Genomic DNA, 14747 nt, shown 5'->3' on the forward strand with positions numbered 1-14747 from the left:
CCCTCGCCCCGCTCGTCGTACTGCCAGCGACCCAGGTCACCCGTGCGGTACATCCGCCCACCCGGCTCCCCGAACGGATCCGGCAGGAACCGCTCCGCCGTCAGACCCGGACGTCCCAGATAGCCGCGGGCCAGTCCGGCGCCGGCGATGAACAGCTCGCCGGGCACGCCCGGCGGCACCTGCCCCAGCGCCGCGTCCAGCACCTGCACCCGCATGTTGTCCAGCGGCCGGCCGATCGGCACGGCGGCGCCGAGCGGGTCCCCGGCGGTGATCGAGTGCCGGGTCGCGAAGACGGTGGTCTCGGTCGGGCCGTAGCCGTCGACGACCCGCAGCCCCGGGTGGACGTCGAGGACGCGGCGCACCGCGGCCGCCGGGACCACGTCTCCCCCGGTCATCACCTCGCGGACGCCCGCCAGGCTCTGCGGCGCGTCCTCGGCGAGCAGCCGGAACAGGCCCGCGGTCAGCCACAGCGCGGTGACCCGGTGTTCGGTGACCAGGCGCCCGATCCGCTCGGCGTCCAGGTCGCCGGCGGGTGCGACCACGACCGTGCCGCCGCTCAGCAGGGGCACCCACAGCTCGTAGGTGGAGGCGTCGAAGGCCTGCGGTGAGTGGAAGAGCACCCGCTCGTGGTTCCCGTGCCGCTGCCACCAGCGGTCGGCGGCCAGCGCGGCCACGTCCGCGTGGGTGACGGCGACGCCCTTGGGGGTGCCGGTGGATCCGGAGGTGTACATCACGTAGGCGAGCCGGTCCGGCTGGACGGCCGGGGCGGCCTGGACGGCCGGGGCCAGCGGCAGCGGGCCGGAGACGTCCACCACGCGCACGCCCGCCGCGGCCCGGTCCCGGACGAAGGGGAGGTCCCGGGTGGTCTCGTCCACGAGCAACAGGTCGGCGCCGGTGTCGGCCAGGACGAAGGCCATCCGCTCATCGGGCCAGCTGTCGGACAGCGGCACGTACGCGCTGCCCGCCCGCACCACGGCGAGCGCGGCGACCACCAGCTCCGCCGAGCGCCGCACGAGCAGGGCGATCCGGCGTTCCCCGCCCGCCCCGAGCGCCACCAGGTGGCGGGCGAGGCGGTCGGTGGCGCCGTCGAGCCCGGCGTAGGTGAGGGTGCCGGTCTCACAGACGACGGCGGTGGCATCGGGGGTGCGGGCGGCCTGGGCGGCGAACAGCTCGGGCAGGGCGGCGGCGGGCAGCGGATGGACGGCTCCCGCGGCCAGCGCGGCCAGTTCGGCCCGGCCGGTCGTGCCCAGCAGGTCGATGTCCTGGAGGGGAGTGTCGGGGTGTTCGGCGGCGCTGCGCAGGATCCGCTGGAACTGGTCGGCCAGCCGCGCGATGCCGGCGGGCTCGAAGAGGTCGGCCGCGTACTCGATGGTCACGCTCAGCCCGCCCGGAGCGCCTTCCTTGGTGTGGTGCTCGGTGACGGTGAAGGACAGGTCGAACTTCGCCGCGCTCTCGAACTCGACGTCCGCGGAGACGTGGCCGGTCGTGGCGGCCGTCGTGTTGTTGAGGGTGAGGACGGTCTGGAAGAGCGGGTGGCGGTGGGGGGTGCGGGCGGGGTTGAGGGCCTCGACGAGCCGCTCGAACGGCAGGTCCTGGTGCGAGAGCGCCGCCAGGTTCACATCCCGGGTCCGGCCCAGGAGTTCGGTGTGCGTGGGGTTGCCACTGGTGTCCGTGCGGAGCACGAGGGTGTTGACGAAGAAGCCGACGAGCCGGTCCAGTTCACGGTGCGTACGGCCCGCGGTCGGGGAGCCGATGGGCAGGTCCGTACCGGCGCCGACCCGCGTCAGCAGGACGGCGAGGGCCGCGTGCACGGCGTGGAACAGCGTGGCCCGGTGCGCGCGGGCGTGCGTGGCGAGCCGCTGGTGGATCTCGCCGTCGGTGTGGAACGTGTGGACGCGGGCCCGGTGGGTGGGGCGGGCCGGCCGGGTGTGGTCGGCGGGCAGGGCGATCTCTTCGGGCAGACCGGCCAGTTCCTCCCGCCAGTAGGCGAGTTGCTCGTGCAGCGGGGTGCCGGGGGTCTCCGGGTCACCGAGGTGGCGGTGCTGCCACAGCGCGAAGTCCGCGTACTGCACAGGAAGCGGCGCCCAGCCGGGAGCCTCGCCGCGGGCCCGCGCCCGGTAGGCGGCGGTCAGGTCCTCCGTCAGCGGACGCATGGACCAGCCGTCACCGGCGATGTGGTGCAGCACCAGGACCAGCAGGTGCTCCTCCGGCGCCAGCGTGAACAGCGAGGCCCGCAGCGGGACTTCGCCAGCCAGGTCGAAGGGCCGGGCGGACAGCTCCGCGATCCGCTCCCGGGCACCCGCCTCGTCCGTCTCCACCACGTCGAGGGATACGAGCCCCGGCGCCGCAGGCAGGATCAGCTGGCGCGGTTCCCCGCCGGACTCCGGGAACACCGTGCGCAGCGTCTCGTGCCGCTCCAGTACGTCGTCCAGCGCTGCCTGGAGCGCGACCGCGTCCACCACGTCCGTCAGCCTCAGCACCACCGGCATGGTGTAGGCGCCGGCCTCGCCCTCCATCCCGCCCAGGAACCGCAGCCGGCGCTGGGCGAAGGAGAGCGGCAGGACGTCGGGGCGGTCCGCCCTGACCAGCGGCGCCTGCGGGGCGGCGGGCAGGGCCCGGCCCAGCCGCTCGGCCAGCGCGGCCACCGTCGGCGCCTCGAACACGTCCCGGACACCCAGCTCCGCACCCAGCTCCGCCCGCACCACCGCGACCAGCCGCATCGCCAGCAGGGAGTGGCCGCCCAGGTCGAAGAAGCTCTCGTCGATGCCCGGCTCACGCTCGGTGCCCAGGACCTCGGCGAAGATCCGGCAGAGGGCGACCTCCCGCTCGTCGCGGGCGGGCCGCGCGGCCGCCGCCTCCTGGCGGGGCGGGGCCGGCAGCGCGCGCCGGTCCAGCTTGTTGTGCGCGGTCAGGGGCAGGGCGTCGAGCGCGACCAGCGCGGACGGCACCATGTAGCCGGGCAGTGTCCCGGCCAGCGCACGGCGCAGCGCGGCCTGGTCGATCTCGGCGCCGGGCAGTGGGACGAGGTAGCCGACGAGCTGCGGGTCCCCGGGCCGGTCCTCGCGGACCACGGCGGCCGCGGCCGCCACGGGCTCCAGGGCGGCCAGGGCGGCTTCGATTTCGCCGAGTTCGATGCGGAAGCCGCGGATCTTCACCTGGTCGTCGAGCCGTCCGAGGAACTCGACGGCGCCGTCCGGCAGTCGGCGGGTCAGGTCGCCGGTGCGGTACATCCGGGCGCCGGGCGCGCCGGCCGGGTCGGGCACGAACCGCTCGGCGGTCAGGCCGGGGCGGCCCAGGTAGCCGCGGGTGACCTGGGCGCCGCCGATGAACAGCTCCCCCGGCACGCCGACCGGCACCGGCTCGCCCAGGCCGTCCAGGACGTACGCGCGGACGTTGCCCAGCGGCCGGCCGATCGGCACGGTCGGGGTGGCGGCGAGTTCCGCGGTCCGCGGGCGGTGGGTGGTCACGCCGACGGTGGTCTCGGTGGGCCCGTAGTGGTTGAGCACCTCGCAGTCGGCGCGGCCCAGCAGGTCGCGCACGAAACCGCTGGTCGAGCCCTCGCCGCCGAGGATGAGGCCGCGGCGGGGCAGCACTCGGTGCACGGCGCCGGGCCCTTCCAGGGCCGCCAGGTGGGAGGGGCTGATCTTCAGGTAGTCGATGGCGTGCTCGGCGAAGTAGGCGGCGAGCAGTCGCCCGTCCGAGGCGGTGTCGGCGTCCACCATGTGCAGCGTGCCGCCGCTCAGCAGGGCACCGGAGAGGACCGTGACGCAGGAGTCGAAGGTGAAGGGCTGCACCATCGCGTACCCGGCCGCTTCCAGGCCCAGGGCCGTCCGCACCGCGGTGTGGTAGTTGAGGACCTGCCGGTGCTCGACCACGACGCCCTTGGGGCGGCCGGTGGAGCCGGAGGTGAAGAGCACGTAGGCCGCCTGGCCCGGGTCCACGGCCACGTCGGGGGCGGTGTCGGGCAGGGCGTCGAGGTCGAGTTCCTCCACCGCCACCGCCCGCGCACCGGAGGGCAGCCGGCCGGCGAGGGCGGTCCGGGTGATCACCACGGGGGCGGCGGTGTCGGCGAGCATCATCGCCATCCGCTCCTGGGGCTGGGCCGGGTCGACCGGCACGTAGCAGCCGCCGGCCTTGAGCACGGCGAGCAGCGCGACCACGGTCCAGGCACCGCGTTCCAGGCAGATGCCGACCGGGGTCTCCGAGCCGACGCCGAGCGCGCGCAGGTGGTGGGCCAGCCGGTTGGCCAGCCGGTCCAGTTCGGCGTACCGGTGGGTCCCGTCGGCGCCGGTGACCGCGACGGTGTGCGGGGTGCGGGCGGCCTGCTCGGCGAAGTGGCCGTGGAAGGTCCCGGAGGGCACGTCGAGACCGGTGGCGTTCCAGGTGTCGAGCAGCAGGGTGCGCTCGGCGGCGCTCAGCAGGGGCAGCCGGCCGACCGGGCGGTGCGGGTCGGCGGCGGCCTCGCGCAGCAGGGTGGCGTAGTGGGCGAGCAGGCGCTCCGCGGAGCGCTCGTCGTAGCGGTCGGTGCGGTGCACGAGGGTGAGGGTCAGGGTGTCGCCGGTCTCCGAGACGGTGAAGGTCAGGTCCCGCTTGGCGTCGGCCGGACCGGCTCCGTCCAGCGGGCGCAGGACCAGTTCGCCGGAGTCGGCCGCGTCCGGCTCCGCGGCGGGCGCGGCCTGGTCCAGTACGAGCATGGTGCGGGCCAGTCCGTCCGGGGATCCGGCCCGCAGCTCGGCCGCCAGCTGCTCGAAGGGCACTTCCTGGTGCTGGAAGTCGCGTCGGGTGGTCTCGGTGGCCCGGTCCAGCAGCTCGGCGAAGGTCTGTTCCGCGCGGACGTCGCCGCGCAGCAGCAGGGTGTTGACGAAGCAGCCGATCAGGCCTTCCAGCTCGCTGCGTCCGCGTCCGCCGACCGGGGTCGCGATCACCGGGTCGGAGCCGCCGCCGTACCGGTGCAGCAGCACCTGGAGCGCCGCCAGGGACACCGTGAAGAGGGTGGTGCGGTGGCGGACGGCCAGCGCGCGCAGGGTGGCCGAGACGTCGGCGGGCAGCTCCAGGCTGTGCGTGCCCGCCGCCGGGGTGCCCTGCGGCCGGCCGGTGGTGGTGGCGGGCGGCGGGGTGTCGGTCAGGCCGGACAGCCGCTGCCGCCAGTAGCCGAGGCTCTCCTGGTGGGCGGCGCCGTCCAGGCGGCCGCGCTGCCAGGCGGCGAAGTCGCCGTACTGCACCGGCAGCGGCGGCAGGGCGGCCGCGCCGAGGGGACCGTCCGCCTGCCGGTAGGCGGCCGCGGCCTCGGCCAGGAGCACGTTCACCGACCAGGCATCACAGGCGATGTGATGGATCGTCAGCAGCAGTGCGTGTTCCCGCTCGCCGGTGCGCAGCAGCGCGCCCCGCAGCAGCGGTCCGGCCTCCAGGTCGAACGGCGTGCCCGCCTCCTCGGTCAGCCGGGCCCGTACGCGCGCCTCGGCCTCGTCCGCCGGCAGGGCCCGCAGGTCCGTCACCGGGAGCTGGAACGAGGCGGCTTCGTGCACCAGTTGGACGGGCAGCCCGTCGGCCGCGGCGGCGAAGGTGGTGCGCAGCACCTCGTGCCGGGCGATCACCGTGCGGAACGCCCGGGCGAGGCGCTCGGCGTCGAGCGGGCCGGAGCAGGTCACCGCCATCGGCACGTTGTACGCGGCCGATCCCGGGGCGAGCTGCTGGGCCAGCCAGATCTGCTCCTGGGTGAAGGACAGCGGCACCGGGGCCCCTTCGGGGCGGCGCGGCACCCCGGCGGGCGCGGCCGGGCGCCGGACCGACCGCTCGCGCAGCGCGGCTTCCAGCCGGGCCCGCTGGTCGGGCGACAGCTCGGCGATGCGGCGGGCGGTGTCGGCGGTGGTGGCCTCGGCGGCGGTCTGGGTGGTGCTCACGGTGTTCTCCCCGGAGAAGAAGGTCAGGCGGGCCCTAGGGCCGTGGGTGCTGGGCGGATGTCTGCCGGCGGCGGACGGGGCCGGCGGGTCCCGGTCAGAACAGGACGCGGGAGGCGGCGGTGGCCCGCGCGTCGCGGGACCTGCGCAGGTCGCGGGCGACGTTGACCCGCTTGAGCCACCGGTCGGTGCCGTCGAAGCGCGCCGCGAAGGAACTGCGGCCGTGCACCGCGCGGTAGTTGTCGACGAAGACGATCTCGCCGGCGGCCAGTGCGGCGCCGCCCAGGCGGCGGTCGATCTCGTCCGAGAGCCGCTGGAGGGCGGCCCGGGCCCCGGGGTCCAGCCGGTCCAGGTCCATGAAGTACGGGTCGAGGCACAGGTACGGGTCGGCCGGCGAGCCGAACAGCACGGGTACGGGCGCGGCGTCGTCGCGCATCCGCTTCAGGCGTTCGTACGCCGCGTCCAGCAGGCGCGTACCGCCCTCCAGGGGGCGGCCGGGGCCGGCGTCGAGCATCTGGAGGTGGGAGTTGTCGGGCAGCATGTAGAAGCGCGGTTCGGCCAGCACCCGCCGGTCCGCGGCGGAGATCTCCAGGTCCTGGACACCGACGAAGGTGGTCGGTACCCGGTCCGGGTTGCGCAGGCACAGCAGGCCCACGTAGTCGCCGCGGTAGGGGTGGAAGGCGTCCTCGACGTGCCAGAAGATGGTCTGGTTGCTGCCGGTGCCGATCTGCTCGTCCTCGTGGCCCTTGACCGGGAGCACGTCGTGGACGAGGTAGCCGTCCTGCTGGGTGGCCCAGGCGACGGGCTCGCCGAGCAGCGCCCCGCACAGCAGCAGGAAGATCTCCTCGCGCAGCGCCGGGGAGATGCCGGTGCGGTGCTGCCAGTGGGCGGGGGTGGCGCCGATGCGGTCCTGGTCGACGCGGTAGCCGGAGACGACGCAGGCTCCCGCCGGTTCGTGCAGCCGGAAGTCGGTGAGGAACCGGCGCAGGGCGAGGGGCAGGCGGTGGGACTGGAGGGTCAGTTCGTCCTGGAGGCGCTGGTCCTCGACGCTGTCGTGGCGCTCGGCGAGTTCGTCGAGCAGGGCGGCGATCGCGTCGGCGTCGGCGGGCTCAAGGGTGAGGGCGTGCATGGGGTGGGTCACCTCGGTCATCGGGTCTGCGGGGCGGGTCGGCGGGGCGGTCAGCGGGGGTCGGGCAGCAGCGCGGCGAGCCGGTCGAGGCCGGCGGTCAGTTCGTCGGCGGCGCCGCCGAAACCGAGCCGGATGTGCCGCGGGGCGCCGAAGCAGGCACCCGGGACGACGAGCACCCCGTGCTCGCGGTCGAGCCGGTCGGCGAAGGCCGTCACGTCCGCCACCGTGGTCAGCTCGGGGAAGGCGGTGACCCCGCCCGCCGGGAGGTCGGCGCTCACCCGGTCCGCGTGCGCGGCCAGCCAGTTCGCCAGGACCGCCCGGTTGGCGCCGGCCTGGGCCAGCCGGGGGCGCAGCAGGGCGTCGGCGTGCCGGACGGCGTGCGTGGCCACCGCTTCGACGAGCGGGGAGAGGGCGAGGCTGGTGTAGTCGCGGCGGCGTACGCATCCGGCCAGGACCTCGGGGGCAGCCAGGGCCCAGCCGACCCGCAGGCCCGGCAGGCCGTACGCCTTGGACAGGGTGCCGAAGGAGATCGCCCGGTCGTAGCGGGCGGTCGGGTCGGGCAGCGGCGGGCGGTCGTACACCAGGTGCTGGAAGGCGTTGTCCCAGGCGAGCCAGGCGCCGTGGCGGGCGCAGGTGTCGATGATCGCGGCCTGCTGGTCCCCGGTGACCGTGGCGCCGGTCGGGTTGTGCGGGAAGTTGACCACCACCATGGCGGTGTCCGGGCCGATGAGGTCCAGCAGTTCGTCCTCGTTGGTGACCACGCCGTGTGCGGTGCGCATCGCCCAGGGGACGATCCGGCAGCCGACCGAGGCGGCCACCTCGACCAGCGCGTGGTAGGCGGGGGTCTGCACCACGACCTCGTCGCCGGGCTTCAGCAGGGCGTGCATGACCAGATAGATCGCCTCGCTGGAGCCCTGGGTGGCGATCACCGAGCCGGGGTCGGTGCCGTGCCGCTCGGCGAGGGCGGCGCGCAGCGGTTCGCCGCCCAGGGAGTGGCTGTCGCGGAACATCACGTCGCCGAGGGAGGCGGCGCTGGTGCCGGCCAGGGCGAGGACCTGGTCGACGGTGTAGTTCTCGACACCGCTGCTGCTGATGTCGTAGGTGGTGGTGAAGTACCGCTCGCGGAGCCAGTCCTCCAGCAGGGCCGGGGCGATGGGCATGGTTTCCTCCAGTGGCCTGGGCGGCCGGGGTCGGACGTGCGCGGGGTGGGTGGCGGGCCGGGCTCAGGCGGTGGCGAGGCCGTCCTCGGCCTCCAGCTCGGCGAGCAGCCGCAGCAGCTCGTCGGGGTCGCTCTCCTCGGCCTGGAGCTGCACGATCCGCAGGGCCAGTTCGGCGACGGTGGGCGCCTCGTAGAACACCCGCAGGGGCACCTCGACGCGGCAGGTCTCGCGCACCCGGGCGGCGAACCGGGCGGCCAGCAGCGAGTGCAGGCCCAGGTCGAAGAGGTTGTCGTGGACGCCCACGGCCGGCAGCCCGAGCAGCTCCCCGGCCAGCTCCGCGATCTCCGCCTCGGCGGGGGTGCGGGGGGCGACCGGGGCGGCCCCGGTCAGTTCGGTGCGGCCGGGCCGGGGCAGCGCGCCGCGGTCGAGCTTGCCGTTGCCGTTCAGCGGCAGCCCGGGCAGCAGCACGATCGAGGACGGCACCAGGTACTCGGGCAGCCGCTCGCGCAGCGCGGCCCGCAGCTCGAAGACGTCCGGCGCGCTGCCGGGGGCGGCCACCACGTAGCCGACGAGTCGCTTCTCGCCCGGCTCGTCCTCGCGGACCACGACGGCGGCGGCGCCGACGCCGGGGAGCTCGGCGAGCCGCGCCTCCACCTCGCCGGGCTCGATCCGGTGGCCGCGGATCTTCACCTGCTGGTCCGCGCGGCCGATGAACTCCACGTCGCCGTCGGCCCGGTGGCGCGCCAGGTCGCCGGTGCGGTAGAGGCGGGCGCCGGGCGGGCCGTACGGGTCGGGGACGAAGCGTTCCGCGGTCAGGCCGGGGCGGCCCAGGTAGCCGCGGGCCAGACCGGCGCCGCCCAGGTGGAGTTCGCCCGGGGAGCCGATCGGTACGGGCGCTCCGGCGGCGTCCAGCAGGTAGACGCCGGTGTTGGCCACCGGGCGGCCGATCGGCAGGCCGTCGCCGCCCACCGGCTCGTCGGTGACGCGCCGGGTGGTCGAGGTGCAGGTCACCTCGGTCAGCCCGTACACGTGCACCAGCGGCACCCCGAGCCGCTGCCAGGCGGCCAGCCGGTCCCGGCGCACCCGCTCGCCGCCCATCGCGACGAACCGCAGGTCCGCGGGGAGGGCGGCGCCGGTGCGCTCCAGCTCCGCGGCCCAGTCGTGCCAGTAGGCGGTGGTCAGTTCCAGGCCGGTGATCCGGTGCTCGGCCAGGTAGCCGGTCAGGTCGACGCCCTCGGCCAGCAGCCGCGCACCGGGCAGGACCACGGTGGCCCCGGCGGCCAGGGCCGGGAACAGCTCCTCCAGCAGCACGTCGAAGCCGGTGGAGGCCAGTTGCAGGAAGCGGTCGCCGGGGGCGAGGCGGAACTGCTCGGCCATGGCCAGGGTGAAGTTGACCAGGCCCCCGTGGGTGAACATCGAGCCCTTGGGGGATCCGGTGGTGCCGGAGGTGAAGAAGACGCAGGCCAGCGCGGACGGCTCGGTCGCGGCGCCGGCCGGCGGGGCGCCCGCGCCCGGCTCGGCCGGTCCGGCCGGCGCGGCCGGTGCGGCCGGTGCCTCGATCGGCTCGACCGGGACGCCGTCCAGCAGCCCCCCGGCCTCGCTGCCGTCGGTGAGCACCAGCCGCGCTCCGGACAGTTCCAGCAGCAGGCGCAGCCGCTGCGCGGGCAGGGCCGGGTCGAGCGTGGTGAACGCCGCGCCCGCCTTCAGCACCCCGAGGAGCGCGGTGACCAGAGCGGGCGTGGGGGCGGCGTGCACCGCGACGACGTCCTCCGGGCCGATGGCCAGGGCGCGCAGCCGGGTGGCGCACCGCTCGGCCGCGGCGTCCAGTTCGGCGTAGCCGGTCGTGCGGCCCCGGTGTTCCAGCGCGGGGGCGCCGGGGGTCCGTGCGGCGGCGGCCGCCACCAGGTCGTGCAGGCCACCGGGCGGGAGGGGGGTGGCGGTGGCGTTCCAGTCGGTCAGCGCGGTGCGCCGCTCCTCGGCGTCCAGGAGGGGGAGGTGCGAGAGCGGGGTGAGCGGCGCGGCGGCCGCGGCCTCCAGCAGCACCCCGAAGCGGTGGGCGAGCCGTACGACGCTCTGCGCGTCGAACAGGTCCGTCGCGTACTCCACCGTGAAGGCGAGGCGGCCGTCGCGTTCGGCGGCGGTGAACATCAGGTCCATCAGGCAGGAACCGGTCTGCGCGTCGGCGGGTTCGACGTCCAGCCCCGTGAACCCGGCCCGGGGCGGGCGGGCGCTCTGCAGGGTGAGCATGGTCTGGAACACCGGGTGCCGGGCGGGGTCGCGCTCGGCACCGACGGCGTCCAGCACCTGCTCGAACGGCACGTCCTGGCAGTCGAAGTCGGCGAGGGCGCGGTCGCGGGTGCGCTCCAGCAGTTCGGCGAAGGCGGGGTCGCCGGACAGGTCGGCGCGCAGCGCCAGACTGTTGACGAAGCAGCCGACGAGAGCGTCGAGTTCGGGCTGGCCGCGGCCCGCGACGGGGGTGCCGACGACGACGTCGGCGGTTCCGGAGAGCCGGCCCAGCAGCGTCTGGTATCCGGCGAGCAGCACCATGAACAGGGTGGCGCCGTGCCGGGCGCCGAGCGCGCGCAGCCGCTCGGTGAGCTCGGCGGACAGGGTGAACTCGTGGACCGCGCCGGCCAGGCTCGGCGTGGCCGGGCGGGGGCGGTCGGTGGGCAGCTCCAGAACCGGCAGCGGGCCCTCCAGTCGCCCGCGCCAGTGCTCCAGCTGCTCGGTCCAGCGGCCCTCGGCGGCCCGCTCGGCCTGCCACTGGGCGTAGTCCGCGTACTGCACCGGCAGCGGCGGCAGGACGTGGCCGTCGTAGAGCGCGGCCAGGTCCTCCACCAGGACGCCCATGGACCAGCCGTCGAGCGCGATGTGGTGGATCACCAGGACGAGCAGGTGCTCGGCCGGGCCGGTCCGCAGCAGCAGGGCGCGCAGGGGCGCCTCGGCCGCGAGGTCGAAGGGGCGGGTGACGAACGCCTCGACGAGGTCCTCGGTCCGCTCGTCCGCGGCGGGTTCGCGGACGGTCAGCGGGGCGTCGCCGGGCGGCAGGATCCGCTGGACCGGGGCGCCGTCGGTCTCGGTCACCACCGTGCGCAGCACCTCGTGCCGGGCGGTCAGGGCGCGCAGCGCGGCGGCCAGGGCCGCCGGGTCGAGGCCGCCGGTGATCCGGACGGCGGTGGGCACGTGGTATGCCGGGTTGCCGGGGGCGAAGCGGTCGAAGAGCCACATGCGCTGCTGGGCGAAGGAGAGCGGCAGCGGGTGGGAGCGGTCGGCGGGGGTGACGGGGGGCAGCGGGGCGGCGGCCGCCGGGCCCTCGGCGGAGCGTGCCCGCCCCAGGAGGGCGGCCTGCGCGGCCACCGTGGTGGCGGTGAACACCTCGCGCAGCCGCAGCTCGACGCCGAATTCCGCGCCCAGGGCGCTGACCAACCGGTTGGCGAGCAGCGAGTGGCCGCCGAGGGCGAAGAAGTCGTCGAGCACCCCGACCTCGGGCAGCTCCAGCAGCCGCTGCCAGATCGCGGCGACGGCGGCCTCGTCGGCGGTGCGCGGGGCGACGCGGTCCGCGGCGGCGTCGCTCGCGGCCGGCTCGGGCAGCGCGGCCCGGTCCACCTTGCCGTTGGGCGAGAGCGGCAGGGCGGCCAGCTCGGTCCACAGGGCGGGGACCAGGTGGGCGGGGAGCCGCTCGCGCAGCCAGCCGGCCAGCTCGGCGCCGGTGGCCGGGGCGCCGGCGTCCGTACGGGCCGCGGGCACCCAGTAGGCGGCGAGGCGGCGCTCGCCGGAGCCGCTCCCCCGGGCCACCACGACGGCGTCGGCGACGGCGGGGTGTCCCAGCAGGACGCCGGTCACCTCGCCCGGCTCGACCCGGAAGCCGCGGATCTTGACCTGGTGGTCGGACCGGCCGAGCAGCTCCAGTTCGCCGTCGGCCCGGCGGCGGGCGAGGTCGCCGGTGCGGTAGAGGCGTTCGCCCGGTACCCGGCCGTACGGGTGCGGCACGAAGCGCTCGGCGGTCAGGCCGGGGCGGCCGAGGTAGCCGCGGGCCAGGCCCTCGCCCGCCACGCACAGTTCGCCGGGGACGCCGACCGGGACGGCGCGCAGCGCCGCGTCGAGGACCAGCAGCCGCTGGTTGAGCAGGGGGCGGCCGTAGGGCACCGGGCCGTCCCCGGCGTCCTCGGGCACCGGGTACTCGTTGTTGCAGAAGGCGGCCTCGGCCACCCCGGCCGAGTTGACCACCCGGCAGCCGGGGGCCGCGGCGCGCAGCCGCGGGGGCAGCGCGGGCGGCAGGACGTCGCCGCCGATCATCACGGTGCGCAGGCTGTGCAGGGACAGGCCGTGCTCCTCGGCGGCGCTCAGCATCGCCTCGGTGCCGGCGGGCCCCATCGACCACACGGTCACCCGGTGGCCGGCGACCAGCTCGGCCCAGTGCCGCGGGTCGCGGACCGCGGTCTGTGAGGGGTAGACGACGGTGGCTCCGGCGACGAGCGGGGCCAGGCAGTCGTGCACGGCCGGGTCGAAGCTCGGGGAGTGCAGTGCGATCATCCGGTCACCGGGGCCGAATCCGTGCGAACGGGCCAGTCCGGCGAAGGTGTTGACGATGGCGCGATGGCTCACGGCGACGCCCTTGGGACGCCCGGTGGAGCCGGAGGTGTAGACGAGGTAGGCGAGGTTGGCCTCGCCCGTCGGGGACGACTCGGCCTCGTCGCGGTCGAGTTCACCTTCGGCGGGGTGGGCGTCTGCGTCGGTACGGCCGTACTCGGGCCCGTCGGCGGGGATGTCCTCCAGCAGCAGCGCCCCGGTGCCGGGGGGCAGCGCGCCGACGGTGGAGCGGTGGGCCAGCACCACGGCGGGGGCCGCGTCGGCGAGCATGAAGGCCAGCCGGTCGGCCGGGTAGGAGGGGTCCAGCCCGAGGAAGGCGCCGCCCGCGCGCAGGGTGCCCAGCATGGCGGCGCTGAGTCCGGCCCCGCGCTCCAGGCAGAGCGCCACGGGCACGTCCGGCCCGACACCCGCCCGGCGCAGCCGGTGGGCGATCCGGGCGGCCCAGGCGTCCAGGGACCGGTAGTCCAGGGTCCCGTCGGCGTCGATGACCGCGGGCGCGTCGGGGGTGCGGGCCGCCTGCCGGGCGAACAGCTGGTCCACGCGGAGCCCGGCGGGGAACGCGCCGTCGGTGTCGTTCCAGGTGTGCACCTCGCGCTCCAGCTCGGCCGGGGTCAGCATCGGCAGGGCGGAGAGCCGGGTGCCGGGTGCGCGGACGGCGGCGGTCAGCAGGGTGCTCCAGTGGCCGAGCAGCCGGGTCACGGTGGAGGCGTCGAAGAGGTCGAGCGCGAACTCGGCGAAGCCGGTGAAGCAGCCGTCCTCCTCGCTCAGTTGGAGGTCGAGGTCCATGTGCGCGCTGTCGCGGACCACGACGACCGGCTCGACCGCCAGGCCGCTGAGCGCGGGGGTGGTGGCGGGGGCGTTCTGGAGCACGAAGCCGACCTGGGCCAGCGGGTTGCGCGACAGGTCGCGGCTGGGGGCCAGCTCCTCGACGAGCCGGTCGAAGGGCAGTTCCTGGTGGTCGAAGGCGTCCAGCGCGGTGCCCCGGACCCGCTCGACGAGTTCGGCGAAGGTGGGGTCGCCGGCCAGTGAGGTGCGCAGCAGGACCGTGTTGACCAGGGAGCCGACCAGCAGTTCGGTGCCCGGGGCGCGGGTGGCAGGCCCGGTCGCCACCACCACCTCGGCGGCGCCGGCGTGCCGGGCCAGTACGGCCTGGAACGCGGCCAGCAGCACCATGAACGGGGTCGCCCCCGCGGACCTGCACAGCTCGCGCACCGCCTGCGAGGCGCCCGCGTCCAGCCGGACGGGCACGCTCGCGCCGCGGAAGCTGCGCACCGCGGGCCGCGGCCGGTCGCCGGGCAGCTCCAATGCCTCCGGCATGTCGGCCAGTTGTCCCCGCCAGTAGTCGAGCAGCCGCTCACCGAGGCCGCCGTCCAGCTGTGCCTGGCGGCCGGCCACGTGGTCGGCGTAGCGCACCGGGAGCTCGGGCAGGCGGACCGGCCGCCGCTCCACCAGGGCGGCGTAGGACTCGGAGAGTTCGGACATCAGCAGGCCGAAGGACCAGCGGTCCACCACGATGTGGTGCAGGACCACGACGAGCAGGTGCTCGCCGGGTCCGAGGCCGATCAGCTCCGCGCGCATCAGCGGGCCCTTGGCCAGGTCGAACGGCTGCTCCGCGAGCCGGGCGGCCAGGGCGCGGGCCTCGTCCTCACCCGCCCCGGCGGCCGCGGTCCGGCCCAGCTCGAAGGCGCGGCGCGGGAGCACCAGCTGGACGGGGGCGCCGTCGCGGGCCGGGAAGACGGTGCGCAGGGCCTCGTGCCGGTCGACGAGCAGCTGGAACGCCCGCTCCAGGTGCCCGGGGTCCAGCGGGCCGCTCAGCCGCAGGGCGGCGGCGGTGTTGTAGACGCCGCTGGGGCCTTCGAGCCGGTCGATCAGCCAGAACCGGCGCTGGGCGGCGGAGGCTGCCAGCACCTCGACGGTGCGGGGGGTGGTGGCCACGGGGTGCTCCTTCACGGGGGCGCGGTCGGGGGTGCG

4 protein-coding genes are annotated in these 14747 nt (G+C 75.9%); all 4 read right to left on the reverse strand.

Annotated features, from left to right (window positions below):
- Positions 1-5900: amino acid adenylation domain-containing protein (locus tag ABZY31_RS27995; protein ID WP_356415594.1), on the reverse strand; the 5900-nt coding region annotated here is incomplete at its 3' end.
- 94 nt (positions 5901-5994) lie between these two features.
- A complete protein-coding gene (gntD, locus tag ABZY31_RS28000; protein WP_356415597.1) occupies positions 5995-7026 on the reverse strand; it encodes a guanitoxin biosynthesis L-enduracididine beta-hydroxylase GntD in 1032 nt (343 codons plus the stop codon).
- 50 nt (positions 7027-7076) lie between these two features.
- Positions 7077-8186, reverse strand: a complete 1110-nt coding sequence (gene vioD, locus ABZY31_RS28005; protein ID WP_356415600.1) for a capreomycidine synthase — start codon at positions 8184-8186, stop codon at positions 7077-7079.
- 63 nt (positions 8187-8249) lie between these two features.
- A complete protein-coding gene (locus ABZY31_RS28010; protein WP_356415602.1) occupies positions 8250-14711 on the reverse strand; it encodes an amino acid adenylation domain-containing protein in 6462 nt (2153 codons plus the stop codon).
- Positions 14712-14747 lie beyond the last annotated feature (36 nt).

Origin of the sequence: Streptomyces sp. NPDC006529 (assembly GCF_040611795.1) — a bacterium.
In the GTDB taxonomy this organism is placed as follows: domain Bacteria; phylum Actinomycetota; class Actinomycetes; order Streptomycetales; family Streptomycetaceae; genus Streptomyces.